22 protein-coding genes and 6 tRNA genes are annotated in these 25769 nt (G+C 62.5%); 26 read left to right on the top strand and 2 right to left on the bottom strand.

What is annotated here, in order from left to right:
- Positions 1–92: 92 nt before the first annotated feature.
- The 15 genes from ndk to C2134_RS10605 all read left to right on the top strand — a co-directional run bounded on the left by ndk (position 93) and on the right by C2134_RS10605 (position 15493).
- Entirely contained in the window at positions 93–518 is a 426-nt protein-coding gene (gene ndk / locus C2134_RS10675) for a nucleoside-diphosphate kinase (RefSeq protein WP_043625243.1), read from the top strand.
- A 70-nt stretch (positions 519–588) separates the two neighbouring features.
- Complete coding sequence (gene rlmN, locus C2134_RS10670; protein ID WP_103319908.1) at positions 589–1683, top strand: dual-specificity RNA methyltransferase RlmN; 1095 nt, start codon at positions 589–591, stop codon at positions 1681–1683.
- Positions 1680–2423 carry a type IV pilus biogenesis/stability protein PilW gene (pilW, locus tag C2134_RS10665; protein ID WP_071108191.1) on the top strand — a complete coding sequence of 248 codons (744 nt, stop codon included), beginning with the start codon at positions 1680–1682 and terminating at the stop codon, positions 2421–2423. Before rlmN ends, pilW begins: the two co-directional genes overlap by 4 nt.
- A 2-nt stretch (positions 2424–2425) precedes the next feature.
- Complete coding sequence (locus C2134_RS10660) at positions 2426–3406, top strand: helix-turn-helix domain-containing protein (protein ID WP_146042132.1); 981 nt, start codon at positions 2426–2428, stop codon at positions 3404–3406.
- Between the two features lie 13 nt (positions 3407–3419).
- Positions 3420–4703, top strand: coding sequence for a flavodoxin-dependent (E)-4-hydroxy-3-methylbut-2-enyl-diphosphate synthase (gene ispG, locus C2134_RS10655; RefSeq protein WP_103319905.1), 1284 nt, complete (start codon positions 3420–3422; stop codon positions 4701–4703).
- A gap of 35 nt (positions 4704–4738) precedes the next feature.
- Positions 4739–6010, top strand: coding sequence for a histidine--tRNA ligase (hisS, locus tag C2134_RS10650; RefSeq protein ID WP_071108188.1), 1272 nt, complete (start codon positions 4739–4741; stop codon positions 6008–6010).
- Between the two features lie 19 nt (positions 6011–6029).
- The gene (locus C2134_RS10645) at positions 6030–6659 is read left to right on the top strand and encodes a YfgM family protein (RefSeq protein WP_103319903.1); all 630 of its coding nucleotides are present in this window, start codon (positions 6030–6032) and stop codon (positions 6657–6659) included.
- 4 nt (positions 6660–6663) lie between these two features.
- Entirely contained in the window at positions 6664–7803 is a 1140-nt protein-coding gene (bamB, locus tag C2134_RS10640) for an outer membrane protein assembly factor BamB (protein ID WP_103319902.1), read from the top strand.
- Positions 7804–7815: 12 nt separating this feature from the next.
- Positions 7816–9228, top strand: coding sequence for a ribosome biogenesis GTPase Der (gene der, locus C2134_RS10635; RefSeq protein WP_103319900.1), 1413 nt, complete (start codon positions 7816–7818; stop codon positions 9226–9228).
- Between the two features lie 91 nt (positions 9229–9319).
- A complete protein-coding gene (hfq, locus tag C2134_RS10630) occupies positions 9320–9580 on the top strand; it encodes an RNA chaperone Hfq (protein WP_043625265.1) in 261 nt (86 codons plus the stop codon).
- Positions 9581–9672: 92 nt separating this feature from the next.
- On the top strand, positions 9673–10803 hold the full coding sequence (gene hflX / locus C2134_RS10625) for a ribosome rescue GTPase HflX (protein WP_103319898.1): 1131 nt from the start codon (positions 9673–9675) through the stop codon (positions 10801–10803).
- On the top strand, positions 10790–12028 hold the full coding sequence (gene hflK / locus C2134_RS10620) for an FtsH protease activity modulator HflK (protein WP_103319896.1): 1239 nt from the start codon (positions 10790–10792) through the stop codon (positions 12026–12028). The genes hflX and hflK overlap by 14 nt, the downstream gene beginning before the upstream one ends.
- On the top strand, positions 12025–12909 hold the full coding sequence (gene hflC / locus C2134_RS10615) for a protease modulator HflC (protein WP_103319894.1): 885 nt from the start codon (positions 12025–12027) through the stop codon (positions 12907–12909). The genes hflK and hflC overlap by 4 nt, the downstream gene beginning before the upstream one ends.
- 97 nt (positions 12910–13006) lie before the next feature.
- Positions 13007–14158, top strand: a complete 1152-nt coding sequence (locus tag C2134_RS10610) for an ATP phosphoribosyltransferase regulatory subunit (protein WP_103319892.1) — start codon at positions 13007–13009, stop codon at positions 14156–14158.
- A 39-nt stretch (positions 14159–14197) separates the two neighbouring features.
- The gene (locus C2134_RS10605; protein WP_103319890.1) at positions 14198–15493 is read left to right on the top strand and encodes an adenylosuccinate synthase; all 1296 of its coding nucleotides are present in this window, start codon (positions 14198–14200) and stop codon (positions 15491–15493) included.
- A gap of 88 nt (positions 15494–15581) precedes the next feature.
- Here the strand turns inward: C2134_RS10605 and C2134_RS10600 are convergent, their stop codons facing one another.
- A complete protein-coding gene (locus tag C2134_RS10600) occupies positions 15582–16829 on the bottom strand; it encodes a cytochrome-c peroxidase (RefSeq protein ID WP_103319888.1) in 1248 nt (415 codons plus the stop codon).
- Between the two features lie 180 nt (positions 16830–17009).
- Between C2134_RS10600 and acpA the strand changes: the two genes are divergently transcribed.
- Positions 17010–19145 (top strand): acid phosphatase, encoded by a 2136-nt coding sequence (acpA, locus tag C2134_RS10595; RefSeq protein WP_103319886.1) that lies wholly within the window; start codon positions 17010–17012, stop codon positions 19143–19145.
- 188 nt (positions 19146–19333) lie between these two features.
- On the opposite strand, the gene guaB is transcribed toward acpA, so the two are convergent.
- Positions 19334–20797: an IMP dehydrogenase gene (guaB, locus tag C2134_RS10590; protein ID WP_103319885.1), complete on the bottom strand. Its 1464-nt coding sequence runs from the start codon at positions 20795–20797 to the stop codon at positions 19334–19336.
- A 140-nt stretch (positions 20798–20937) separates the two neighbouring features.
- Between guaB and C2134_RS10585 the strand changes: the two genes are divergently transcribed.
- The 10 genes from C2134_RS10585 (at position 20938) to C2134_RS10540 (ending at position 25734) form a co-directional block, all read left to right on the top strand.
- Complete coding sequence (locus tag C2134_RS10585; protein ID WP_103319883.1) at positions 20938–21369, top strand: DUF4124 domain-containing protein; 432 nt, start codon at positions 20938–20940, stop codon at positions 21367–21369.
- On the top strand, positions 21370–23175 hold the full coding sequence (uvrC, locus tag C2134_RS10580) for an excinuclease ABC subunit UvrC (RefSeq protein ID WP_103319881.1): 1806 nt from the start codon (positions 21370–21372) through the stop codon (positions 23173–23175). It abuts the gene before it with no gap.
- A gap of 87 nt (positions 23176–23262) precedes the next feature.
- Entirely contained in the window at positions 23263–23844 is a 582-nt protein-coding gene (gene pgsA, locus C2134_RS10575) for a CDP-diacylglycerol--glycerol-3-phosphate 3-phosphatidyltransferase (RefSeq protein ID WP_103319880.1), read from the top strand.
- A 100-nt stretch (positions 23845–23944) separates the two neighbouring features.
- Positions 23945–24020 (top strand) — tRNA-Gly (locus C2134_RS10570).
- Between the two features lie 22 nt (positions 24021–24042).
- Positions 24043–24118: transfer RNA gene (locus C2134_RS10565), tRNA-Gly, on the top strand.
- Positions 24119–24141: 23 nt separating this feature from the next.
- A tRNA-Gly gene (locus C2134_RS10560) sits at positions 24142–24217 on the top strand.
- Between the two features lie 23 nt (positions 24218–24240).
- Positions 24241–24316 (top strand) — tRNA-Gly (locus C2134_RS10555).
- Positions 24317–24342: 26 nt separating this feature from the next.
- Positions 24343–24418, top strand: a tRNA-Gly gene (locus C2134_RS10550).
- 43 nt (positions 24419–24461) lie between these two features.
- Positions 24462–24535, top strand: a tRNA-Cys gene (locus C2134_RS10545).
- Between the two features lie 290 nt (positions 24536–24825).
- Complete coding sequence (locus C2134_RS10540) at positions 24826–25734, top strand: N-acetylmuramoyl-L-alanine amidase (protein ID WP_103319878.1); 909 nt, start codon at positions 24826–24828, stop codon at positions 25732–25734.
- Positions 25735–25769: the final 35 nt, after the last annotated feature.

Here is a 25769-nt window from a genome sequence, read left to right as displayed (position 1 = left end):
GCTAAAATAGCGGGTTCGTCAGAATTGGGTAACCCGAGTGGCGTCATAATACTCAAGTTTAGCCACTTGTCTTGTCGTTAGGGAGAATTTATATGGCAATCGAACGTACCTTGTCCATCGTTAAGCCGGATGCCGTTGCGAAAAACGTAATCGGTAAAATCTACGACCGCTTCGAATCCGCCGGCCTGAAGGTTGTGGCCGCCAAGATGAAGCAACTGTCCCGCGCCGAAGCCGAAGGCTTCTACGCCGTGCACAAAGAACGCCCGTTCTTCAACGATCTGGTGAGCTTCATGGTGTCCGGCCCGGTGATGATCCAGGCGCTGGAAGGCGAGAACGCCGTGCTGAAGAACCGCGAGCTGATGGGCGCGACCGACCCGAAGAAGGCTGAAGCCGGCACCATCCGCGCCGATTTCGCCGACTCGATCGATGCCAACGCCGTGCACGGTTCCGACAGCGTGGAAAACGCTGCCATCGAAGTGGCCTACTTCTTCGCCGCTTCCGAGATCTGCTCGCGCTAATCTCGAACTGTAGTTGATTGACCGGAGGCTGCCGCGCAAGCGGCGGCCTCTTTCCCCTCTCGAGGATTGCATGAAAACCAACCTGCTCGACTTCAATCTGGACCAGTTGACCCAGCACTTTGCCGAAATGGGCGAGAAGCCGTTCCGCGCCAAGCAAGTGATGCGCTGGATGCACCAGATGGCCGAAGACGATTTCGACGCGATGACCGATCTCGCCAAGAGCCTGCGCGCCAAGCTGCACGAGCGCGCCGAGGTGCGCGTGCCGTCGCTGATGACCGGGCAGGAGTCCAGTGATGGCACCCGCAAGTGGCTGCTCGACGTCGGCACCGGCAACGGTGTGGAAACCGTGTTCATTCCGGAAGACGACCGCGGCACTTTGTGCGTGTCATCCCAGGTGGGTTGCGCGCTGGAGTGCACGTTCTGCTCCACCGGCCGCCAGGGATTCAACCGTAACCTGAGCACTGCCGAGATCATCGGTCAGCTGTGGTGGGCCAACAAGGCCATGGGCGTGACGCCGAAGAACGAGCGCGTGGTGTCTAATGTGGTGATGATGGGCATGGGCGAGCCGCTGGCCAATTTCGACAACGTGGTCAGCGCGATGCAGATCATGCTGGACGACCATGGCTATGGTTTGAGCCGCCGCCGCGTCACGTTGTCCACCTCCGGCCTGGTGCCGCAGATGGACCGTCTGCGCGAGGAGTGCCCGGTGGCGCTGGCGGTGTCGCTGCATGCGCCGAACGACGCGATCCGCGACGTGATCGTGCCGATCAACAAGAAATATCCGCTGTCGGAGCTGATGGCCGCCTGCAGCCGCTATCTGGAAAAAGCGCCGCGCGATTTCATCACCTTTGAATATGTGATGCTTGACGGGGTCAACGATAGACCGGAACATGCTCGCCAGTTGATGGAGTTGGTGAGGGACGTGCCGTGCAAATTCAACCTGATCCCATTCAATCCTTTCCCCAACTCGGGTTATGATCGTTCCAGCAACAACGCGATCCGCATTTTCCGTGAACTTCTGCAAGAACAAGGCTATGTGGTGACCGTGCGCAAGACGCGCGGCGACGACATCGATGCAGCCTGTGGTCAACTGGCCGGCCAAGTGCAAGATAAAACCAGGCGTCAGGCCAAATGGATGCAAATAAGCGAGGATAAGAAACTATGAATAAATGGCGGGGATGGTTGGCTGGATGGCTGTTGGCATTTGGCGTCGCCACCTCCGCCATGGCGGCTAATTCCAGCGAGCTGGCGCAGATACGCAGCCAGCTTGCCGTGGAGTACGCCAGGATAGGCAATCTGAAGGCGGCGCTGGACAACGCCAATCAGGCGGTGCAGGCGGATGCGTCCTATGTGGCCGCGTATGTCGCCCGGGCCTATGTGCTGGGCTTGCTGCAGCAGAACGATCAGGCGGAACAGGATTTCCGCCGCGCCTTGCAGTTGGACCCGGCGAATTCGGCCGCCAACAACAATTACGGCCTGTTTTTGTGCGAAAACGGCCGAGTGCAGGATTCGCTGCCGCTGTTTCTGAAGGCGCTGGCCAATCCGCTGTATGATTCTCCTCAATCCGCCTATCTGAACCTGGGGCGTTGCAACCTCAAGCTTGGGCAGGCGGACAAGGCCAATGAGTATCTGCTGGACGCTTTGCGCGCGGCGCCCAATTATCCGCCGGCGCTGCGCGAACTGGCGGAGATGCATCTTGGCCAGGGTAATGCAAAACTAGCCGCTTTCTATTTCGGCAGGCTGCGCAGCGCCAGTCCCGAGGGTTTGGGCGCCGCCGACCTGTGGCTGGGAGCCAGAATCGCCCGCAAGACCGGCGACGGCACGTTGGAAAGCGAATGCGCCGGCGAGCTGAAGAACCGGTATCCGGACTCTAGAGAAACACAACTGCTGTTGAGTGGAAGCTGAGGATGGAAAGAACAAACGAACATCTAGACGCTCCGATGCCCAAAGGCATCGGCCCCAGTTTGAAAGCGGCGCGCGAGGCGGCCGGACTGGGCTTGGGGGAAGTGGCTGATCGGCTGAAGCTGTCGATGCGGCAGTTGGAAGCGATTGAGCGCGACGATTTCGACGCTTTGCCCGGAGCCACCTTTGTCCGTGGCTTCGTCCGCAATTACGCGCGCTTTCTGGGCGTGGATCCGGAGCCGCTGATGCAGGCTCTGGAGCAGCATTTCCCCTCGGCCGTCAATGATGTGGCCAATCTGGTAAAAGGCACCGCCGCGCGCGACTTGCCGCACGAGCCGGAGGAGGCACCGGCGGAAAGCCGCGAAGGCTCGTCCATTGGCAAATGGCTGGCGCTGGCGGTGATTGTCGCCGGCATAGCGGGCGGCGGCTTCTGGTACGCCAATCGCGACGATGGCGGCGCCAAGGCGGAGCAGCATGCGGACGACCAACTGGCCCCGATGCTGACCCAGCAGCATGATGCGTCTGCCGTGGCGGCATCCGCTCCGGCGGCTGCGACGCCGGCGAACTCTCCCGCCTCCGCTGCGGTGGCGGCCGCCAAGCCGGCAGCCAGCAGCCCGGCCCAGCTGGCTGCTGCCAAGCCTGTTGCCAGCGCGCCAGCCAAGGCGATTGCCGCCAAGCCGGTGGCGAGCGCCCCGGTCAAGGCCGCTGCGGCCAAGCCGATGGCCAGCGCGCCGGCAGCGGCGCCAGGCAACGACAAGGTCAGCGTCAACGTCAAGGACGCGGCCTGGATATCGGTGCAAGACGCCACCGGCCGCAAACTGATTTACAAAGTCATGCAGCCTGGCGATGCCACCGAGGTTTCCGGCACCGCGCCGTTCAAAGTGGTGGTGGGCAACGCCAGCCAGGTGGAGCTGAGCTACAACGGCAAGCCGGTGGACTTCAGCGACAAGATCCGCGGCACAACCGCCAAGATTCAACTCAAGTGATGCAGGGTAGCGAATGGATAGCGTGAATATCGCGCGCCGCCCCACTCGCCTAGTGCGGGTGGGGCATGTTTTGGTAGGCTCCGCCGCGCCAGTGGTGGTGCAGTCGATGACGAATACCGATACCGCCGACGCCGCCGCGACGGCGGAACAGGTGTATCAGCTGGCGCAGGCTGGTTCCGAAGTGGTGCGCATCACCGTCAACTCGCCGGAAGCGGCGGCGCGCGTGGCGGAAATCCGCCAGCGGCTGGATGATCAGGGTTGCAATGTGCCGCTGGTCGGCGACTTCCACTTCAACGGCGACCGTCTGCTGAAGGAATACCCGGATTGCGCCCAGGCGCTGGCCAAATACCGGATCAATCCCGGCAACGTCGGCAAGGGCGCCAAGGGCGACGACAAGTTCGCCTTCATGATCCGCACCGCGATGGAGCTCGACAAGGCGGTGCGCATCGGCGTCAACTGGGGCAGCCTGGACCAAGCCTTGCTGGCTCGGATGATGGACGCCAATAACCGCTCCGCCGCGCCTTTGCCGCTGCCCAAACTGATGCAGGAAGCGCTGATTGTTTCGGCGCTGGAGTCGGCCGATAAAGCCATGGAAATCGGCCTGTCGCCGGACAATATCATCCTGTCCTGCAAGGTCAGCAATGTGCAGGACCTGATCAGCGTCTACCGCGAGCTGGGCAGCCGCTGCGACTACCCGCTGCACCTGGGTTTGACCGAAGCCGGCATGGGCAGCAAGGGCATCGTCGCTTCCAGCGCCGCGCTGGCCGTGCTGTTGCAGGAGGGCATAGGCGACACCATCCGCATCTCGCTGACGCCGCAGCCGGGCGAGGCGCGCACCAAGGAAGTGGTGGTGGCGCAGGAGTTGCTGCAAACCATGGGTCTGCGCAGCTTTACGCCGCTGGTCACCGCCTGTCCGGGCTGCGGCCGCACCACCAGCACCTTCTTCCAGGAGCTGGCGGACGATATCCAGAACTACCTGCGCGAGCAGATGCCGGTATGGCGTCTGCAATACCCTGGCGTCGAGGACATGAAGGTGGCGGTGATGGGCTGCGTGGTCAATGGCCCGGGCGAGTCCAAGCTGGCCGACATCGGCATCTCCCTGCCCGGCACCGGCGAAGTGCCGGTGGCCCCGGTCTATGTGGACGGCCACAAGGATGTGACGCTGAAGGGCGATAACATCGCGGCCGAGTTCACCGCCATCGTCGACAACTATGTCAAAACCCGCTATGGCGAAGGCGGCGCCAAGCGCCGCGAAAACGCCAGCCGCACCATTCCGATCCAGCCGGTGAAAGCCTGACGGAACCAGAATTCAGCTGATACAAGAAGATAGCAATGGCTCAGAAATACCAAGCGGTCAAAGGCATGAACGATGTGCTGCCGACCGAATCCTACCAGTGGGAATATTTTGAAGGGGTGCTGCGCAAGCTGCTGGCCGACTACGGCTACCACAACATCCGCACCCCTATCCTGGAAAATACCGCGTTGTTTGTCCGTTCCATCGGCGAAGTCACCGACATCGTCGAAAAGGAAATGTACACCTTCATTGACAGCCTGAACGGCGACAGCCTGACGCTGCGCCCCGAGGGCACCGCAGGCACGCTGCGCGCGGTGGTCGAGCACAATCTGCTCTACAACGCCACCCAAAAGGTGTGGTACATGGGGCCGATGTATCGCCACGAGCGTCCGCAAAAGGGCCGCTACCGCCAGTTCCACCAGATGGGCGTGGAAGCGCTGGGCTTTGCCGGCCCGGACGTGGACGCCGAAATCATCGCGATGACGGCCGACCTGTGGCGCCGTCTCGGCATCAGCCAGTATGTGCGTCTGGAAATCAACTCGCTGGGCAACAAGGAAGAGCGCGCCGCCCACCGCGACGCGCTGATCCAGTACCTGGAGCGCCACGTCGACATCCTGGACGAGGATGGCAAGCGCCGCCTGTACACCAATCCGCTGCGCGTGCTGGACACCAAGAATCCGGCGCTGCAGGAAATGGCCAACGCCGCGCCCAAACTGTCCGACTATCTGGGCGAGGCGTCGCGCGCCCATTACGAGGGCTGGAAGGCGATGATCGCCGCGCTGGGCGTGGAGTATGTGGAAAACCCGCGGCTGGTGCGTGGTTTGGACTACTATAACCAGTCCGTGTTCGAGTGGGTGACCACCGAGCTGGGCGCCCAGGGCACCGTCTGCGCCGGCGGCCGTTACGACGGCCTGATCGAGCAGCTGGGCGGCAAGCCGGCGCCGGGCATCGGCTTCGGCATGGGCATGGAGCGCGTGCTGCTGTTGCTGCAAGACAAGGGCCTGCTGCCGTCGCAGCGCGGCGTCGATGTCTACCTGGTCAACCAGGGCGAGGGCGCGGGCCTGTACTCGATGAAGCTGGCGCAGCAATTGCGCGCCGCCGGTTTCTCCGTGGTGCAGCACCTGGGCGAGGGCAGCTTCAAGTCTCAAATGAAGAAGGCCGATGCCAGCGGCGCAGCGTTCGCCGTCATCGTCGGCGAGAACGAGATCGCCGCCGGCCAGGCCGTGATCAAGGCCTTGCGCGCGGAAATCGAACAAAAGACCGTGGCAGCCGCGGATGTCGCCGCGACGCTGGCCACTCTGAAAGCTTGATTGAATAAGGGGGAACGCAATGGCGTTCGACTTGCAGGAACAGGAACAGATCGATTCGATGAAGGCCTTCTGGCAGCAGTGGGGCAAACTGATCGGCGGCGCAGTGCTGGCGGTCAGCCTCGGCTACCTGGGTTACAAGGCCTATGGCATGTATCAGCGCCAGCAAGCGGAAAAAGCCGCCGTCGCGTATGAAGCAGTGGACGCAGCCATCGCCGCCAAGGATGTCGCCAAGCTGAAAACGGCGGCCCAGCAATTGCAGGGCGAGTTCGCCAGCACGGTTTACGCCAGCCGCAGCGCGCTGGTGCTGGCCAAGGCGGCGTTCGACAAGAACGATCTCGATCTGGCCTCCAGCCAGCTGCAGTGGGTGGTGACGAACGGCAAGGACGAGGCCATGCAGGCCATCGCCCGCCTGCGTCTGGCTTCGCTGCATCTGCAGCAGAAGAAATACGATGCCGCGATTTCTGAGCTCAACCAGCCGCACCCGGCGGCTTTCGACGCCGAGTATCTCGAGTTGAAGGGCGATGTGTTCTCCGCCAAGGGCGATACCGCCGGCGCGCGCGACGCCTACAAGGCCGCGCTGGCCAAGCTGGTGGAAGAAAATCCGAGCCGCGAGCTGGTTCGGATGAAACTCGACGCGCTGGGAGGCTGATCGCATGCGCCGCCAACTGTTGCTTACCGCTGTCATCTCTTCCTTGTCGCTGGCTGGTTGCGCCAGCTGGTTTGAAGGTTCCTCGCAATTTCAGCCGACGCCGCTGGCCGCCATCAAGCCGCTGCAGACGCTGGAGCTCAAGTGGACGCTGCAGCAGGCGGCGCCGGCCGGCAGCTTCCTGCCGGTGTACGCCAACGGCAATGTGGTGACGGCAGACGCTGCGGGGCGCATCCGCAGCATCGATGCCCTGTCCGGCCGTATCCAGAGCGATGTGTCGCTGAAGCGCGGCCTGAGCACCGGCGTCGCCGTCAGCGGCGATACCGTGCTGGTGGGCACGCAGGACGCCAAGCTGCTGGCGGTGGACCGCGTCAGCGGCAAGACGCTGTGGGAGCAGTCCCTGACCAGCCTGATGCTGGAAGCGCCGCAGATCGCCGGCGACAAGGTCATCGTGCGCACCAACGATGCCCGTCTGACGGGGTTCAACCTGGCCGACGGCAAGCAGCAGTGGTCGGTCGGCAACGTATTGCCGCAGCTGACGGTGCGCAACGACGGCTCGATGCGCGCGGTGGGCCGCGAGGCGGTGATGGTGGGGCAGGCCGGCGGCCAGCTCGACATCATCAATCCGCAAACCGGCAATTCGCTGTGGCAGGGCGCTGTGGCCACGCCGCGCGGCGCCACCGAGCTGGAGCGCGTCACCGACGTCACCAGCCGCCCGGTATTCGATGGCGGCCAGGTGTGCGCCGTGGCCTATCAAGGGCGCGTCGCCTGCTTTGAGGCGCGCAGCGGCAGCCTGCAGTGGGCGCGCGAGATCTCGTCCAGCCGCGGCCTGGCGGTGGATGCCCGCAATGTCTACGTGACGGCGGAAAACGGTTCGGTCTGGGCCTATGATCGTCAGAGCGGCCGCAACGTCTGGAAAAACGACGATCTGAAGTACCGCGATGTCTCCGGCCCGGTCATGCTGGGCCGCTTCGTGCTGGTGGTGGATGGCGAAGGCTATGCGCATCTGCTATCCAACGAGAGCGGCGGCATTGTCGGCCGCAGCAAGATCGGCACCTCCGGTCCGGTCAATCAACCGGTGTCGCTCGGCTCCTCCGCCCTGGTACAGGGACAGGATGGCCGCTTGGCGATGCTGAATTTGGGATAAAAGCAGTTTTACATGAAACCTACCGTAGCGCTGGTCGGCCGCCCCAATGTGGGCAAGTCGACCCTCTTCAACCGGCTGACCCGCAGCCGTGACGCCCTGGTCGCCGACCAGCCGGGCCTGACGCGTGACCGTCATTACGGTCACGGCCGGGTCGGCGAGAAGCCGTATCTGGTGGTGGACACCGGCGGTTTCGAGCCGGTGGTGGACGAAGGCATCCTGTTCGAAATGGCCAAGCAGACCTTGCAGGCCGTTGACGAAGCCGATGCCGTGGTGTTCCTGGTGGACGGCCGTTCCGGCCTGACGCCGCAAGACAAGATCATCGCCAACCGCCTGCGCCAACTGGACCGTCCGGTGTTCCTGGCCGTCAACAAGGCGGAAGGCATGAAGCATGCCATCGCCGGCGCCGAGTTCCATGAACTGGCGCTGGGGGAGCCGCTGGTGATTTCCGCCGCCCACGGCGACGGCGTGCGCGAGCTGATGGAACTGGTGCTGGAGGGCTTCCCCGATGAAGTGGAGGAAGAAGACAGCCGCCATCCGAAGTTCGCCGTGATCGGCCGGCCGAATGTCGGCAAGTCCACCCTGGTGAACGCCATTCTGGGCGAGGAGCGCGTCATCGCCTTCGACCAGGCCGGCACCACCCGCGACAGCATCTATATTGATTTTGAGCGCGAAGGCCATACCTATACCATCATCGACACCGCCGGCGTGCGTCGCCGCGCCAAGGTCAACGAGATGCTGGAGAAATTCTCCGTCATCAAGACCATGAAGGCGATTGAAGACGCCAACGTCGCGGTGCTGGTGCTGGATGCCCAGCTGGACATCTCCGAGCAGGACGCCACCATCGCCGGTTTCGCGCTGGAAGCGGGCCGCGCCCTGGTGGTGGCGGTCAACAAGTGGGACAACCTGGACAGCGAGCAGAAAGACACCGTGCGCCGCGAGATCGCGCGCAAGCTCAACTTCCTGGATTTCGCAAAGTTTCATTACATCTCGGCCATCGAGGGCCGAGGTGTGGCAGACTTGTTCAAATCGATCGACGAGGCTTACCGCGCCGCGATGGTGAAGCTGGCGACGCCGAAGCTGACGCGGGTGCTGCAGGTGGCGCTGGAGCGCCAGCAACCGCCGCGCAGCGGCCTGATCCGCCCCAAGATGCGCTATGCGCACCAAGGCGGGCAGAATCCGCCTATCATCGTCGTGCACGGCAACGCGCTCGACAATATACCCAACAGCTACACCCGCTATTTGGAACATACTTTCCGTAAAGTGTTCAAACTGCAGGGCACCCCGCTGAGAGTGCAGTATAAATCGTCGGAAAACCCGTTCGACAACGACGACGGCAAGGAGAAATCCCGGGCCAAGCCTAAGCCGATGTCCAAGATGCGGGGCAGGGAAAAAGAAGTTCGCTACGGCAAAAACAGCAAAAAATAGTACGCCGGAATGTTTTCTGCTAAAAATAAGCAGGCCGCCGCGCTGTTCGCTGTACAGTTAATACAACAATCAACGATTCGGAGAAAAACGAATGAGCTCTAAAGGGCAAATGTTACAAGACCCGTTCCTGAACATCCTGCGTAAGGAACACGTGCCGGTCTCCATCTATCTGGTCAACGGCATCAAGCTGCAGGGTCAGGTTGAATCCTTCGACCAGTACGTGGTTCTGCTGAAGAATACGGTCACCCAGATGGTTTACAAGCACGCCATCTCCACCGTGGTCCCGGCTCGCGCGGTTACCATCCCGCACGAACACCCGGCGCAGAAGCAGGAACAGGCGCAGGACGCCTAAGGCAGCCGGCCTCGCCGCCCGGGCCGATTGGCCGCATCATGCATGCGGCCTTTCGGCCTTTGTCTTTTATCGCCGCACTAGATTGCTACAGCATGTTTGATCGTCCCGACTTAGGCGACCAGGCCGTCCTGGTCAGCCTGGATTTTGGTGATGCCGACTACCAGGAAAGTGTCGCCGAGTGCGCCGAGCTGGTGCGCAGCAGCCATGTCGAAATTCTCGGCATGGTGCAGGGCAAGCGTCAGCGCCCCGACGCGGCCCTGTTCGCCGGCAAGGGCAAGGTGGAGGAGATCGCGTCCATGGTGCGGGCCACCGGCGCCAACGTGGTGATCTTCAACCACGCGTTGTCGCCGGGCCAGGAGCGCAACCTGGAGCGCGTGATCCAGTGCCGCGTGATCGACCGCAACAGCTTGATCCTCGATATTTTCGCTCAGCGCGCCCGCAGCCATGAAGGCAAGCTGCAGGTGGAACTGGCCCAGCTGTCGCATCTGTCCACGCGGCTGGTGCGCGGCTGGACCCACTTGGAGCGGCAAAAGGGCGGCATCGGCCTGCGCGGCCCAGGCGAAACCCAGCTGGAAACCGACCGCCGCCTGCTCGGCATCCGCGTCAAGGCGCTGAAGGAGCGTTTGGCCCAGGTGCAGAAGCAGCGCAACACCCAGCGCAAGGGGCGCAATCGCGCCGGCATCGCTTCGGTGTCCATCGTCGGCTATACCAACGCCGGCAAATCCACCTTGTTCAATGCGCTGACCAAGGCCAACAGCTACGCCGCCGACCAGCTGTTCGCCACGCTGGACACCACCAGCCGCAAGCTGTTCCTGAACCACCAAAACTCCGTCGTGCTGTCCGACACCGTCGGCTTCATCCGCGATCTGCCGCATACCCTGGTGGCGGCTTTCCGCGCCACGCTGGAGGAGACGGTCCAGGCCAATCTGCTGCTGCATGTGGTGGACTGCGCCAACGAGATGCGCGATGCGCAGATCGAGGAAGTGAACAAGGTGCTGGCCGAAATCGACGCCGATGGCATTCCGCAGCTCATCGTATGGAACAAATGCGATCTGAAAGCGCTGCCGCCGGAGATCGAGCGCGGCGAGGATGGCCAGATCGTTTCGGTACGCGTATCGGCGCTGAAGGGCGAGGGGCTGGAACTCTTGCGCGAGGCGATTGCCGAACGGGTGCAACCTTTCGCAAACAACCATAAAGAACCATACGAGCATGTCGCAGAATGACCCGAACCGTGGCCGAAACGGCCAGAATGGGCCACCGGACCTCGATGAAGTGTTCCGTGATCTGAACCGCAAACTGTCCCGCCTGCTGGGCGGCAAGTCCGGCAATGGCGGCCCGAACAATCCGATGGGCCAGGGCGGACGCCCCGGTTCCGGCATGTCGCCGCCGTCGTTCAAAGGCGGCGCCGCCGCCGTGATCGGCGTATTGGCCGCCTTGTGGCTGGCCAGCGGCTTCTACGTGGTGGATGCGCGGGAAGCCGGCGTGGTGCTGCGGCTGGGCAGTTTCAATCGCCTGACCGAGCCGGGCCTGCAATGGCGCGCGCCGTATCCGTTCGAGAAATCCGAGATCGTCAACCTGACCGAAGTGCGCAGCGTCGAAGTCGGTTATCGTGGCAGCGCGCAGAACCGCGTGCCGGAAGAGTCGCTGATGCTGACCGAAGACCAGAACATCATCGATGTGCAGCTGTCGGTGCAGTACGACATCAAGGATGCGCGCGCGTTTCTGTTCAATAACGCCGCGCGCGAGCGCGACGGCAAGGACCTGGTCAAGCAGGCGACGGAAACCGCCATCCGCGAGGTGGTCGGCCGCAACAAGGTGGACTTCGTCCTGAACGAGGGCCGCGCCCAGATCGCAGTCGACGCGCACAAGCTGATCCAGGAAGTGCTGGACCGTTACCAGGCCGGCATCCGCATCGCCAAGGTCAACATCAACGACGTGCAGCCGCCGCAGCAGGTGCTGGCGGCGTTCGACGACGCGGTGAAAGCGGGCCAGGACAAGGACAAGCTGCTGAACGAGGGCATGGCCTACGCCAACGAGGTGGTGCCCAAGGCCAAGGGCATGGCCTCGCGCCTGGTGCAGGAAGCCGAGGCTTACCAGCAGCAGGTGGTGGAACGAGCCGAGGGTGATGCCCAGCGATTCAAGCAAGTGTTGCCTGAATACAACAAGGCGCCCAAGGTCATGCGCGACCGCATGTACCTCGACATGATGCAGCAGATCATGCACAACAGCAGCAAGGTGCTGGTGGATCAGAAGGGCGGCAACAGCCTGCTCTACCTGCCGCTGGACAAGCTGATGCAGATGACCGCTCCCGGCGCCGCCGCGCCGGCTCCCGCCCAACCCTCCGCGAGCCCGGCCCCTGCGGCCCCGGCCCAGCCGGCTAATCCGCCGGCGGCCAAGAACGGGCGCGATACCTCGCGCGGTCGCGATATTTTTGGAGCGGAGCGATGACGCAAAGACTGATCCCAACCCTGGTGGCGATCGCCGGCGCGCTGTTTGTCGCCAGCTTGTCGCTGTTCACCGTCGATCAGCGCCAGTACGCGCTGGTCTTCCAATTCGGCGAGGTGGTCAAGGTGATCTCCCAGCCGGGCATCCAGTTCAAGATTCCGCTGCTGCAGAACGTGCGCTACTTCGACCGCCGCGTGCAGACCATCGATGCGGAAACGCCTGAGCTGTTCAACACCCGCGAGAAGAAGAACGTGCTGGTGGACAGCTTCGTGAAATGGCGCGTGGTCGATGTGTCGCAGTTCTACAAGAGCGTCGGCACCGAGGCTGCCGCCGTGGCGCGTCTGAAGCAGACCATCAATGATGGCCTGCGCGCGGAGTTCGGCCAGAAGACCGTTGCCGACGTCATTTCCGGTCAGCGCGACCAGGTCATGGAGACGGTTCGCAAGCGCGCGGACGCGGATGCGCGTAAAATAGGTGTGGAAATTCTCGATGTCCGCTTAAAACGCGTCGACTTTCCGGATAAAATAAGCAGTTCCGTCTATGACCGCATGCAGTCCGAGCGCCGCACCGTGGCCAGCAAGCTGCGCAGCGAAGGCGCGGCCGATGCCGAGCGGGTGCGGGCGGAAGCCGACAAGCAGCGCGACGTGATCCTGGCTGAAGCCTATCGCAAGGCGCAGGAGCTGAAGGGCGTGGGCGATGCCAAGGCGGGGGCGATCTACGCCGAGGCCTACGGCAAGAATCCGGAGTTCTACGCCTTCTGGCGCAGCATGGATGCGTACAAGGAGTCGTTCAAGAACAAGAGCGACGTGCTGGTGCTGGACCCGAGCAGCGATTTCTTCAAGTACCTGAAGAACCCGCAGGCGGGACAAGGCAAGAGCAAGTAAGCGACAATTTAGTATAAAGAAGACTGGCCGGGGCGACCTGGCCAGTTTGCTGATGACAAGGCGGGGCTCCTCCCGCCTTTTATTCTGTTGAAACGAAATGCGTAATTGGCTGTTACCTGAATATATCGCGGACATCCTGCCGGCCACGGCGCGCCAGGTTGAGTCCGCCAAGGCCGCGATGCTGGAAGGCTTTCGCGTGGCTGGCTACGAGCTGGTGCTGCCGCCGCTGATCGAGTACATCGATTCGCTGGTCAGCGAAGGCGACGTCACGCTGGATCTGAAAACCTTCAAGCTGGACGATCAGTTGTCCGGTCGCCAGCTGGGCCTGCGCGCCGACATCACGCCGCAGGTGGCGCGCATCGACGCCCACCTGTTGGGCGGCCGCACCGGCGTCACCCGCCTGTGCTACGCCGGCAGCGTGGTGCATAGCCGTCCGTCCGGCCTGACCAGCTCGCGCGAGCCGCTGCAGGTGGGGGCGGAGCTGTACGGCTATGCCGGCATTGAGGCCGATCTGGAGATCATCGATTTGATGCTGTCCACGCTGGAAAAAGCCGGCGTGGAAAAACTGCGTCTGGACGTGGGCCATATCGCCATCTACCGGGGCTTGGCCGCGGCGGCCGGCCTCGCGCCGGAGGTGAGCCGCGAGCTGTTCGGCCTCTTGCAGAATAAGGACGCCGCCGGCATCGCCGCGCTGGTGGCCGGCGTGGCCGAACCTTACAAGGGCGCTTTCCTGGCGCTGCCGGAGTTGTATGGCCCGGCTTCTGTGCTAGAGAAGGCGCGTACCCGTCTGCCTTCGCTGCCGGAGGTGGAGCTGGGGCTGATGCAGCTGTCCGCCATCGCCCGCGCGATGCAGGGCAGGGTGGAGCTGAGCTTCGATCTGGCCGAGCTGCGCGGCGACTTCTATCACACCGGCCTGATGTTCGCGGCTTACGCGCCGGGCTGGTCCGACGCCATCGCGCGCGGCGGCCGCTACGACAATGTGGGCCGGCGCTTTGGCCGCGCCCGTCCGGCCACCGGCTTCAGCCTGGATTTGCGCGACCTGCTGCGCATCCTGCCGGAGCGGGACTCCAGCCGAGGCATCCGCGTGGCGGCCCGCCATCTGCCGGCTGCCGCTGAGGAAGTGGCGCGTCTGCGCGCCTCAGGCGAGATGGTGGTGGTGGATTATCTGGGCGAATCGGCGGAAGCGTTGAATTGCGATCGCGAGCTGGTGCCGGCCGAGCAGGGCTGGCAGCTGGCGCCGTTTCATTGATTTTTTATTTGAATCTGACTGACGAAGAGGTTTTTTCCAATGTCCAAGAACGTTGTCGTGATTGGCACCCAGTGGGGTGACGAAGGCAAGGGCAAAATCGTTGACTGGCTGACCGACCACGCGCGTGCCGTGGTGCGCTTTCAGGGTGGCCACAACGCCGGCCATACGCTGTGGGTGAATGGCAAGAAGACCGTGGTGCGCCTGGTGCCGTCCGGCATCCTGCGTCCGGATGTCGAGTGCTTCATCGGCAATGGCGTGGTGCTGTCGCCGGAAGCCCTGCTGAAGGAAATCGACGAGCTGGAAGCCGCCGGCGTCAACGCCTCCGCCCGCCTGAAGATTGCAGAAGGCTGCCCGCTGATCCTGCCGTACCACATCGCTCTGGACCAGGCGCGCGAAGCCGCCATGGGCGCCGGCAAGATCGGCACCACTGGCCGCGGCATCGGCCCCTGCTACGAAGACAAGGTGGCACGCCGCGCGCTGAAGGTGATCGACCTGTTCAACGCCGAGCGCTTCGCCGCCAAGCTGAAGGAAAACGTAGACTACTACAACTTCCTGCTGACCAGTCTGTTCAAGGCCGAGCCGGTGAGCTACGAGGCCATCCTGGCCGACACCATGAAGATGGCTGAGCGCATCAAGCCGATGGTGGCTGACGTGTCGCGCACCCTGTACGACATGGACAAGGCTGGCACCCCCATCCTGTTCGAAGGCGCGCAAGGCACGCTGCTGGACATCGACCACGGCACCTACCCGTACGTGACCTCGTCCAACTGCGTGGCCGGCGCGGCTGCGCCGGGCGCCGGCGTGGCGCCGCAAATGCTCAACTACGTGCTGGGCATCGTCAAGGGTTACGCCACCCGCGTCGGTTCCGGTCCGTTCCCGACCGAGCAGGAAAACGATATCGGCGCCTTCCTGGCCAAGCGCGGCAACGAGTTCGGCTCCGTCACCGGCCGTCCGCGCCGCTGCGGCTGGTTCGATGCCGCCGCGCTGAAGCGCTCCATCCAGATCAACGGCGTGTCCGGCTTGTGCGTGATGAAGCTGGACGTGATGGACGGCTTGGAAGAGATCAAGCTGTGCACTGGCTACATGCTGGACGGCAAGCTGATCGACATCCTGCCGTTCGGCTCCGATGCCGTGACCAAGTGCGAGCCGGTATACGAAACCCTGCCGGGCTGGACGGGCACCACCGTCGGCGTGAAGCGTTGGGAAGACCTGCCGGCCAACGCCCAGGCTTACCTGAAGCGCATCGAAGAAGTTTGCGGCGCGCCGGTCGACATCGTGTCCACCGGTCCGGATCGCGAAGAAACCATCGTGCTGCGCCACCCGTTCGGCCTGTAAGCCGTTAGCAGGCGCAAGCCCAAGCAAAAGCCCACCGTTCGCGGTGGGCTTTTTTGTTGGCTGCCCGCCTGATCGGGGGCGAGCAGGCTCAGCTCTTCTTCGGCTTGGGCGGCTTGTAGCCGTCGTTCAGCGTTTTCAGGAAGGCGAGCATGTCGTTGATGTCTTTTTCGTCGAAAGCCGCCTTGGCGCCGGGTTTGCCGCCGAATGGCGGCTCCATGTTGACGTTGCCGTGGTAGCGCGCGGGCAGGTCATCAAACTTCGCCACCTTGCCATCCTTGCCCTTCGGGTACCACTTTTCCGGATGCGTGTCGCGCTCGGCGTAGAAGCGCAATACCTGGCGCAGATCGTTGAACGCGCCGTTGTGGAAGAAGGTTTTGCGCGTGGCGACATTGCGCAGGCTGGGCGTGCGGAACAGGCCGCAGTATTCGGGGTGGTTCTTGAGGTCGGTGCGATAAGGACCGCACAGGCCCAGGTCGTAGTAATGGCTGTTGTGGTTGGCGGCGATGGCCGGGTTGCGCGGCGCGCCGACGGCGATGTGGCCGAAATCGCTGAACAGCGGAAACGCGCCGTTTTCGCTGCGCGCGCTCAGGTGGCAGGACGCGCAATTGCCCTTGGCCGGGTCATTGAAGGCTTTCAGCCCGCGCATTTCCTGGGCGCTGAGCTTGGTTTGGCCGCGCAGATAGGCATCGTACTTGCTGTCGTAAGGCGCAAATTCCCTGGGGTTCTGCTGGAAGACTTCCAATGCCAGCACCGCCTTGGCAAAGGCCATGTCGGGATGGCTGAAGATGTCGGCGCCGAATAGCTGGCGGAAGCGGCCGGCAGCGGGCGACGCCTGCAATTTTTTCACTACGGCAGCCGGCGTGCCATTGGCCATTTCGTTGGCGGCCAGCAAGGGCAGGGAGGCCTGGCTGTGGGTAGAGTCGGCGCGGCCATCCCAGGTGAAGCCGCCAGTCGGGCCGGCATCCTCGCTGTCATTGCCATCGTCGTCATGGAAGTGTTCGCTGAAGGCCGGCACGGTTTGCAGATAGCGCAGGGACGGCACGGCGCGGGTGCCCGGCTGCTTGCCATCGGCGCCGCCCAGTTGCACGGCCAGTCCGTTGGGCGGGCCATAGGCATGCGCTGGGCTATGGCAGGTGGCGCAGGACATGGCGCCGGATGCCGATAGCGAGCGGTCGAAGAATAGCTGGCGTCCCAAACTTTCCAAGGCCTTGGCGCTGACCGGGTGGGGGCCGGGCGCATAGGCGGCGCCGACGTGGGCCGGTTGGGCGGGCGGCGCGGCAAGCGGAGCGGTGGAAAGGGCGGCCAGTATCGATAGCGGGATGAGTGTGCGCAGCATGATGTCGGATGAATGAGGTGTGGCGGCGACTGTACTGCGTGAAAGTGACGGAAATGTGACAGCAGGCGATTTGTTTCCCGGATGTGGTGAGGGCGGAGAATGTTAACAACTTGTAAACGTGCTGAAACATTCCATCAGGATAATCCGCACACTCCATCAAACCGCAAGGATGATCATCCCATGCAACGCTTGACCTGTGGCTTTGCGCTGACCCTAATCGGCGCGGCCGTATTGACCGCCTGCGGCGGCGGCAGCTCCTCTTCCGCCAGCGCGGCCCCCTCCAGCACCAGTGGCGTGGTGACCGGCAGCTATTTCCGCCACGCCAAAGTGTGCCTGGATCAAAACGGCAATGGTCATTGCGACAGCAATGAGCCGTTTGCCTACACCGACGACAACGGCGCGTTCTCGCTGAAAGGCAGCGGCGCAGTGCTGGTGGAGGTGGGAACCGATGCGACGCGTTATGATCCCGATACCGGCACGGCCAGCCCGGTAACCGATCCGCTGATTTTCCGCGCCCCGTCCGGCGCCAATAATGTGGTGGTCAGCTCATTGACCACCGAAGTCGCCGACCTGATGGACGGCGGCATGGATCTGCCCACCGCGCGCAAGGCCGTGGCGGATCGCCTGGGCGTCGATCCGGAAAAAGTGATGGCCGACCACAACAAGGAAAGCGATCCGGACGTCAAGGCCACGCTGAAGGCGGCGATCAACCAGAACATCGACGCCATCGCCAGCGCTGTGAAGGAAGCCGGCGCCACCGGCGATATCAAGGGCAATCTGCACAAACGTCTGGGCCTGAGCGATATCAAGAACGTGGTGGTGATCTACGCCGAGAACCGCGGCTTTGATAACTTGTACGGCCTGTTCCCTGGCGCCAACGGCATTCCGGGTGTTAACCCGGCTTCCAAGGGCAAGGTGGAGCCGCAGAAGGATTTTGACGGTTCGGTGCTGCCGGTATTGCCGCCGACGTGGGGTGGCCTGACCGCTGGCGGCCAGAGCGTGAGCTTGACCCAGCAGCAGACGGCGAACTTCGCCAACAAGCCGTTCCAGATCGACGATCCTAAGGGCCTGAACGGCACGGGTGTGGTGGTGTCGCAATCGGTGATCACCCGCGATCTGGTGCACCGCTTCTTCAATAACCAGATGCAGATCAATGGCGGCGCCAACGACAAGTTCGCCGCTTATTCCGATGCCGGCGGCCTGGCCATGGGCTACTACGACGGCAGCAAGATGGCGATGTGGCAGCTGGCCAAACAGTATACGCTGGCCGACAATTTCTTCATGGGCGCTTTCGGCGGTTCTTTCCTGAATCACCAGTATCTGATCTGCGCCTGCGCGCCGGAATATCCGAATGCGGACACCTCGGTCGCCAAGGGCAGCATCTCGGCGATCGATACCGACGCCAAGGGCAATTTCGTGCGCCTGACGCCGGCCGCCAATAGCCCGGCCTCCGTTCTGACAGGCAAAGCCCTATACAAAAATGACAGCACGCTTACGCCTAAATTCAAGAGCGACGGCACGCCGGCAGCCAAGGATGGCAAGTTTTATGCCGTCAACACCATGCAGCCCCCGTTCCAGCCGACCGGCAACGCGTCTGCTGACAAGAAGCAATACGGCGATCTGACGAAGGCTTCTACCTTGCCGGTGCAAACCCAGGCCACCATTGCCGACCGTCTGGACGACAAGAAGGTCAGCTGGGCTTGGTATGCAGGCGGCTGGAATACCGCCCTGGCCGACAGCACCCAGATCTACGGTGGCGCGATCCAGTTCCAGCCGCATCACCAGCCCTTCAACTACTTCGCCAATTTTGATCCGCTGAAACAGGCCGACTACCGCGCCAAGCACCTGAAGGACTTCGACCAGAGCTTCCTCGCCGATGCCGCCAAGGGCCAGTTGCCGCAAGTGGCGTTCTACAAGCCGCAGGGCAATCTGAACCAGCATCCTGGTTATGCCAGCGTGACCGATGGCGACCAGCACATCGCCTCGGTGATTGCCCAGTTGCAGAAGAGCCCGCAGTGGAAAAACATGCTGGTGGTCGTCACCTATGACGAAAACGGCGGTTTCTACGACCATGCCGCGGTGCCGAAGGGCGATGGCTGGGGGCCGGGCACCCGCATTCCGGCGATTGTGATCTCGCCGTTCGCCAAGAAGGGCTTTGTCGATCATACCCAGTACGACACCGCATCGATCCTGCGTTTCCTGACCCGTCGTTTCGGCCTGAAGCCTTTGCCGGGTGTGAACGCGCGCGATGCCGCGCTGGTGAAGAACGGCGGCAAGCCGATGGGCGACTTCCTGAGCGCCCTGTCGTTCAACTAAGCGGGAGCATCGTTCCTTTGCAACCGCCCGGCTTGTCCGGGCGGTTTTGTTTGTGCGGGCGGTGGGCAGCGCCGCGCGTAAGCGAGACGCAATGGTTGGCAGGGAGGATGAGGGGCAGGAAACGGCGTCAGGCAAAGAAAAAGGCAGGCCGAGAGGCCTGCCTTCATGGCGAATTCCAGCGTAACGGCTTAGCGTTCGACGTGGTAGTTCGGCGCTTCCTTGGTGATCTGCACGTCGTGGACGTGGGATTCGCGGATGCCGGCCGAAGTGATCTCGACGAACTGAGCCTTCTCGTGCAGTTCTGCAATGTTCGGGCAACCCAGGTAGCCCATGGACGAGCGCAGGCCGCCCACCAGTTGGTGTATCACCTGGCCGATCGGGCCCTTGTAAGGCACGCGGCCTTCGATGCCTTCCGGCACGAACTTGTCGGCGGCGTTGGAGCTGTCCTGGAAGTAACGGTCGGCCGAACCCTGGCTCATCGCGCCGAGGGAACCCATGCCGCGGTACGACTTGTAGGAGCGGCCCTGGAACAGTTCCACTTCGCCCGGGGCTTCCTCGGTGCCGGCGAACATGCCGCCCAGCATCACCGCGTTGCCGCCTGCAGCCAGCGCCTTGGCGATGTCGCCGGAGAAGCGGATGCCGCCGTCGGCGATCATCGGCACGCCAGTGCCCTTCAGCGCTTCGGACACGTTGTGGATGGCGGTCAGCTGCGGCACTCCCACGCCGGCCACGATACGGGTGGTGCAGATCGAGCCGGGGCCGATGCCGACCTTGACGCCGTCGGCGCCGGCGTCCACCAGGTCCCGCGCGGCTTGCGCGGTGGCGATGTTGCCGCCGATCACATCAACATGCTTGAAGTTTTGCTTGACCCAGCGCACGCGGTCCAGCACGCCTTGGCTGTGGCCGTGGGCAGTGTCCACCACGATGACGTCCACACCTGCGGCCACCAGCGCCTTGACGCGCTCTTCGGTGTCGGCACCGGTGCCGACGGCCGCGCCTACGCGCAGACGGCCCTGGCTATCCTTGTTGGCGTTCGGGTGTTCGCTGGTCTTGATGATATCCTTGACCGTGATCAGGCCCTTCAGCTCCCAGGCGTCGTTGATCACCAGCACGCGCTCCAGGCGGTGCTTGTGCATCAGTTCGCGGGCCTCGTCGATGCTGGCGCCTTCCTTGACGGTGATCAGGCGCTCGCGCGGGGTCATGATGGAGCCGACGGTTTGATCCAGGCGGGTTTCGAAGCGCAGGTCGCGGTTGGTGACGATGCCCACCACCTTGCCGGCTTCGATGACCGGCAGGCCGGAGATCTTGTACTGGCGGGTCAGCAGGACCAGATCGCGCACCAGCATGTCCGGTGCGATGGTGATCGGGTCTTTCACCACGCCGCTCTCATGGCGCTTAACCTTGGAAACTTCGGCAGCCTGCTTATCGACGCCCATGTTCTTGTGCACGATGCCAATGCCGCCTTCCTGCGCCATGGCGATGGCGAGGCGGGCTTCGGTCACGGTGTCCATGGCGGCGGAAACCAGCGGCAGGTTCAAGGTGATGTTGCGAGTGAGGCGCGTAGCGAGCGATACGTCGCGCGGCAGAACTTCAGAATGAGCTGGGACGAGGAGAACGTCGTCGAAAGTATAGGCTTTCTCGATGATACGCATCGCGTTTCCTTAGGCGGCAAAGCCGCATTGTACCGGATCGGCGACTGTTCTGCAAAAACGCGTTCCGACCGCTTTTGCGCGGCCGGATGGCAAGCCTTACAATCCGGGACATACAGCCAGAGGGTTCAGGGATAGCGACAATGAAGTCATCTTTAGTATGGACGTTTTTGCTGGTTTTGCTGACGCCGGCCGCCGCGTTGGCCGAGGTCTACACCTGGACCGACGCCAACGGCAAAAAGGTGTATTCCGATCAGCCGCCGCCCAATGTCAACGCGCGCAAGCTGAACGTGCGGACGCACCCTGCGCCGATGCCGGCCTCCGCGCCGCAACCGGAAAAAAAGGCGGAAAAGAAAGCCGAGAGCAAGCCCGTGGCATCCGACAGCGCGGCCATCGCGGCCGCCAACGCCAAGATCAAGGAGCAGAACTGCAAGCAGGCGCAAAACAATTTGTCCACGCTGCAGCTGAACGGGCGCATCCGCCTGCCGGGCTCCACCGCGCTGGCCACCGACGCCCAGCGCAACGAGATGATCCGCCAGGCTCAGAAAGACGTACAGACTTGGTGCAATAAATAAGTGTCCAAGCCCGAATTCGACTACCGGAACGTATTGCAGAACCTGCCGTCGCTGCCCGGCGTCTACCGCATGCTGGGCGAAGACGGCAAGGTGTTGTACGTGGGCAAGGCGATAGACCTGAAGCGCCGCGTCAGCTCGTATTTCCAGAAGAACGACCTCAGCCCGCGCATCCGGCTGATGGTGCGGCAGATCGCCAATATCGAAACCACGGTCACGCGTTCCGAGGCCGAGGCCTTGATTCTGGAGAACAATCTGATCAAGGCGCTGTCGCCGCGCTATAACATTTTGTTTCGCGACGACAAGTCCTATCCCTATCTGATGCTCAGCGGCCATGCCTTTCCGCAGATGGCGTATTACCGCGGCGAGCCGAAAAAGCCCAACCAATACTTCGGACCGTTTCCCAACAGCTACGCGGTGCGCGAGAGTATCCAGATACTGCAGAAAGTCTTCCGCCTGCGCACCTGCGAGGACGCGGTGTTCGCCAATCGCTCCCGCCCCTGTCTGCTGTATCAGATCAAGCGCTGCTCCGGCCCCTGCGTCGAGCATATTTCCAAAGAAGAGTACGCGGCGGATGTCTCCAGCGCGGTCGCCTTCCTGAATGGGCGGCAGAGCGAGCTGATAGACGAGCTGACGCGGCGGATGACGGCGGCGGCGGAGGCGATGGCTTTCGAACAGGCGGCCGAGCTGCGCGATCAGATCCAGGCGCTGGCGCGGGTGCAGGAGAAGCAGTTCGTCGCCAGCAACCAGAGCCAGCAGGACTGCGACGTGGTGGCGGCGCTGATCCGGGACGGTCAGCCTTGCGTCAATCTGGTGATGATACGCGGCGGCCGCCACCTGGGGGACAAGAGCCACTTCCCGATAGGCGGCGAGGCCGATACCGCCGAGGAAATCCTGCAGGCCTTCGTCGCCCAGCACTACCTGAATGCCACGGTGCCGACGGCGCTGGTCGTCAACGGCCCGCTGGATGACGCGCTGCAGCAGTTTTTGCTGGAGCGGGCCGGCCGCAAGATCGCCATCGTCAGCAATCCGATAGGCGAGCGCCGGGTATGGCTGGAGATGGCGGAAAAGAACGCCGAGCTGGCCATCCAGCAGCGTTTGGGCAGCAAGGCCACCCAAACCCAGCGGCTGGCGCAGCTGAACGAGGTATTGGAGCTGGAGGATGCCGCTCGTTTCGAGTGCTTCGACATCAGCCACACCATGGGCGAAGCCACGGTGGCGTCCTGCGTGGTGTACGACAAGGGCGCGATGCAGCCTAGCGAATACCGGCGCTTCAACATCACCACCGCCACGCCGGGCGACGATTACGCCGCGATGCGCGAAGTCCTGTCACGTCGCTACGGCAAACTGGCGGAAGGCGAGGGCAGATTGCCGGACGCGGTGTTCATCGACGGCGGCAAGGGCCAGGTGGGCGTGGCGCTGGAGGTATTCGGCGAACTGGGGCTGAATTTGCCCATCGTCGGCATCGCCAAGGGCGAGGAGCGCAAGCCCGGGCTGGAAACGCTGATCCTGCCGTACTTGGAAAAGACGCTACAATTGCGCCAGGACCATCCGGCGTTGCATCTGATCCAGACCGTGCGCGACGAAGCCCACCGCTTTGCCATCACCGGCCATCGCGCGCGGCGGGCCAAGGCGCGCACGGCATCGACGCTGGAAGATATCCCCGGCATCGGCGCCAAGCGCCGCCAGCAGCTGCTGACGCGCTTTGGCGGGCTGCGAGGCGTGGTGGCCGCCAGCGTGGATGACCTGACGCAGGTGGAAGGCATCAGCCGAACCCTGGCGGAAAAGATTTACAATGCCTTGCATTAGTTGATTGTAAGCGGCGGGCGCCCCTGATCCAGGCTCGGGGCGCCGGCCCGCGTTGTTGACGAGCCTGAAGCGACAAGACCAAAACCGATGCCCTTCAATTTGCCGATATTACTGACCTGGATCAGGGTCGCCTTGATCCCGATCTGCGTGGCGGTGTTTTTCCTGCCGGACTCCATCTTGCTGCTGCATAGCCGCAATGTCGTGGGGGCCGGCATTTTCGCATTGGCGGCCGCCACGGACTGGCTGGATGGCTTTCTGGCGCGCAAGCTGGGGCAGACATCGGCATTCGGCGCCTTTCTCGACCCGGTGGCGGACAAGCTGATCGTGGCCGCCGCGCTGATCCTGCTGGTGCAGCTGGGCCGCACCGAAGGCTGGATGGCCATGATCATCATCGGCCGCGAGATCACCATCTCGGCGCTGCGCGAGTGGATGGCGGGCATGGGCAACCGCAACAGCGTGGCGGTCGCCTATATCGGCAAACTGAAAACCGCGGCGCAAATGCTGGCGATCACTCTGCTGCTGTACGATGGCGCCTTGTTGCCGGGCATCGATGCCCGCTGGTTGGGAAATTTTTCCATGTACGTCGCAGTCATATTGACTTTATGGTCAATGGTTTATTACCTGCAAATGGCCGCCAAAGAGTTTGCGGGTAAAAAAATAGATGTATGAAGTGTTGACAGCCTCAAACAAATCTCTATAATTCGCAGTCTCTCGCCGCCGCTGACAAAGCAGCAGCGAGATCAAGATGGTTGTAGCAAGTTTATGCAGCGCGGGAATAGCTCAGTTGGTAGAGCGCAACCTTGCCAAGGTTGAGGTCGCGAGTTCGAGCCTCGTTTCCCGCTCCAGCAACTTGAAACAATTTTCGATGCGGGAATAGCTCAGTTGGTAGAGCGCAACCTTGCCAAGGTTGAGGTCGCGAGTTCGAGCCTCGTTTCCCGCTCCAAAAGTCTTGAAAAAATTTGTGATGCGGGAATAGCTCAGTTGGTAGAGCGCAACCTTGCCAAGGTTGAGGTCGCGAGTTCGAGCCTCGTTTCCCGCTCCAAACAAGTTTGAAAAATCTGCACTGCGGGAATAGCTCAGTTGGTAGAGCGCAACCTTGCCAAGGTTGAGGTCGCGAGTTCGAGCCTCGTTTCCCGCTCCAGAATCAAGCTTGAAAAAATTTGCACCGCGGGAATAGCTCAGTTGGTAGAGCGCAACCTTGCCAAGGTTGAGGTCGCGAGTTCGAGCCTCGTTTCCCGCTCCAAATTCAAATGGATCAGATATAATCTGGTCGATACGCCGGTTACGGCGGGGTAGCAAAGTGGTTATGCAGCGGATTGCAAATCCGTCTACGCCGGTTCGATTCCGACCCCCGCCTCCAGATAAAACCCCGTAAGTCAAAGACTTACGGGGTTTTTCTATTTTCCTGTTCAATTCCTTCCCGGCCGTTTTTGCTATCTTTTTCTGGTCAGGTAGTTTTCCATTTTCACTGCCAGCGCCGCAGCAGTATCTGCGGAAATATCTCCATAAAGCGCGTTTTCATGTCCCATCAACCGCGGTAGTCTGCGCAGCAAGCGTGAATTTAACGGCGGGCCCTTAGTCAGACTCTATTCAATCAAGACAATCACCCATGAGCAGCGGGTAGGGCCCATGGACAAAGGAGAAGGCTCGATGATCAATCGCAGGCAGTTTTTGTATCGTGGCGGCCTGGTGCCGCTGGCCTGCGCCGCTACGGGAGGCGTGCTGACGAGCAGGGCATGGGCGGCGGATGTGTCGGCGGCGGATTGGATTGATGAATCGATAGCGTCGGCTAGCCAGGACTCTCGCGTCCGGACGCTGGTGTTTCATTACACCGCCGTCGATTACCCGACTTCGCTGCGTCTGCTGACCGACGCGCAGTACCGCGCCAGCGCGCACTATCTGGTGCCGGACGCCCAGACCCTTGCGCGCAAGCCTGCCGTGTTGCGCCTGGTGCCGGAGGCGCGGCGGGCCTGGCATGCCGGCGACAGCTATTGGCAGGGCGTGCGTTATCTGAATACCAGCTCAATCGGCATCGAGATCGTCAATCTGGGGTATCCATCGCCGCAGCAGGATGAATGGCCGCTGATGCAGCGGACGTGGTTTGACTTTTCAGAAGAGCAGATCGCTCTGCTTGGCAGGCTGGCGTCCGATATCGTGGCGCGGCACCAGATCCCGCCGAGCAATGTGGTGGGGCATGCCGACATCTCGCCGGGCCGCAAGGTGGATCCGGGGCCAAGGTTTCCCTGGGAGCGGCTGTATCGCGATTTTGGCATAGGCGCCTGGCCGGACGATGAGGATATCCAGCACTTCCTGCCGCGGCAATCGGCGCAGCCGGATGTGGCGAGCTGGCAGCGGCGATTGTCGGCCTACGGTTACGATGCGCCGCAAAGCGGCGTGTTGGACGACGGCACGCGCGCGGCGATCGCGGCGTTCCAGATGCACTTCCGTCCGGCGCGCTTTGACGGCGAGCCGGATGCCGAATCATCGGCCAGGCTCGATGCCCTGTTGCGGAAATATGTCGACCCTGAGCACGCTGTCGATAAAGCCGAGCATCCTTGAGGCCATAGGCGTGGTTACGCTGGTTACAGGGTAGG

The sequence above is a fragment of the Chromobacterium sinusclupearum genome (assembly GCF_002902845.1).
Classification (GTDB): domain Bacteria; phylum Pseudomonadota; class Gammaproteobacteria; order Burkholderiales; family Chromobacteriaceae; genus Chromobacterium; species Chromobacterium sinusclupearum.
The sequence above is the reverse complement of the archived record's forward strand: the minus strand, read 5'-3'. Positions and strand labels throughout refer to the sequence as shown.

Excerpts from the sequence above, each read along its gene's own strand:
- ndk (WP_043625243.1), top strand. The coding sequence starts at position 93 with ATGGCAATCGAACGTACCTTGTCCATCGTTAAGCCGGATGCCGTTGCG.
- rlmN (WP_103319908.1), top strand. The coding sequence starts at position 589 with ATGAAAACCAACCTGCTCGACTTCAATCTGGACCAGTTGACCCAGCAC.
- pilW (WP_071108191.1), top strand. The coding sequence starts at position 1,680 with ATGAATAAATGGCGGGGATGGTTGGCTGGATGGCTGTTGGCATTTGGC.
- C2134_RS10660 (WP_146042132.1), top strand. The coding sequence starts at position 2,426 with ATGGAAAGAACAAACGAACATCTAGACGCTCCGATGCCCAAAGGCATC.
- ispG (WP_103319905.1), top strand. The coding sequence starts at position 3,420 with ATGGATAGCGTGAATATCGCGCGCCGCCCCACTCGCCTAGTGCGGGTG.
- hisS (WP_071108188.1), top strand. The coding sequence starts at position 4,739 with ATGGCTCAGAAATACCAAGCGGTCAAAGGCATGAACGATGTGCTGCCG.
- C2134_RS10645 (WP_103319903.1), top strand. The coding sequence starts at position 6,030 with ATGGCGTTCGACTTGCAGGAACAGGAACAGATCGATTCGATGAAGGCC.
- bamB (WP_103319902.1), top strand. The coding sequence starts at position 6,664 with ATGCGCCGCCAACTGTTGCTTACCGCTGTCATCTCTTCCTTGTCGCTG.
- der (WP_103319900.1), top strand. The coding sequence starts at position 7,816 with ATGAAACCTACCGTAGCGCTGGTCGGCCGCCCCAATGTGGGCAAGTCG.
- hfq (WP_043625265.1), top strand. The coding sequence starts at position 9,320 with ATGAGCTCTAAAGGGCAAATGTTACAAGACCCGTTCCTGAACATCCTG.
- hflX (WP_103319898.1), top strand. The coding sequence starts at position 9,673 with ATGTTTGATCGTCCCGACTTAGGCGACCAGGCCGTCCTGGTCAGCCTG.
- hflK (WP_103319896.1), top strand. The coding sequence starts at position 10,790 with ATGTCGCAGAATGACCCGAACCGTGGCCGAAACGGCCAGAATGGGCCA.
- hflC (WP_103319894.1), top strand. The coding sequence starts at position 12,025 with ATGACGCAAAGACTGATCCCAACCCTGGTGGCGATCGCCGGCGCGCTG.
- C2134_RS10610 (WP_103319892.1), top strand. The coding sequence starts at position 13,007 with ATGCGTAATTGGCTGTTACCTGAATATATCGCGGACATCCTGCCGGCC.
- C2134_RS10605 (WP_103319890.1), top strand. The coding sequence starts at position 14,198 with ATGTCCAAGAACGTTGTCGTGATTGGCACCCAGTGGGGTGACGAAGGC.
- C2134_RS10600 (WP_103319888.1), bottom strand. The coding sequence starts at position 16,829 with ATGCTGCGCACACTCATCCCGCTATCGATACTGGCCGCCCTTTCCACC.
- acpA (WP_103319886.1), top strand. The coding sequence starts at position 17,010 with ATGCAACGCTTGACCTGTGGCTTTGCGCTGACCCTAATCGGCGCGGCC.
- guaB (WP_103319885.1), bottom strand. The coding sequence starts at position 20,797 with ATGCGTATCATCGAGAAAGCCTATACTTTCGACGACGTTCTCCTCGTC.
- C2134_RS10585 (WP_103319883.1), top strand. The coding sequence starts at position 20,938 with ATGAAGTCATCTTTAGTATGGACGTTTTTGCTGGTTTTGCTGACGCCG.
- pgsA (WP_103319880.1), top strand. The coding sequence starts at position 23,263 with ATGCCCTTCAATTTGCCGATATTACTGACCTGGATCAGGGTCGCCTTG.
- C2134_RS10540 (WP_103319878.1), top strand. The coding sequence starts at position 24,826 with ATGATCAATCGCAGGCAGTTTTTGTATCGTGGCGGCCTGGTGCCGCTG.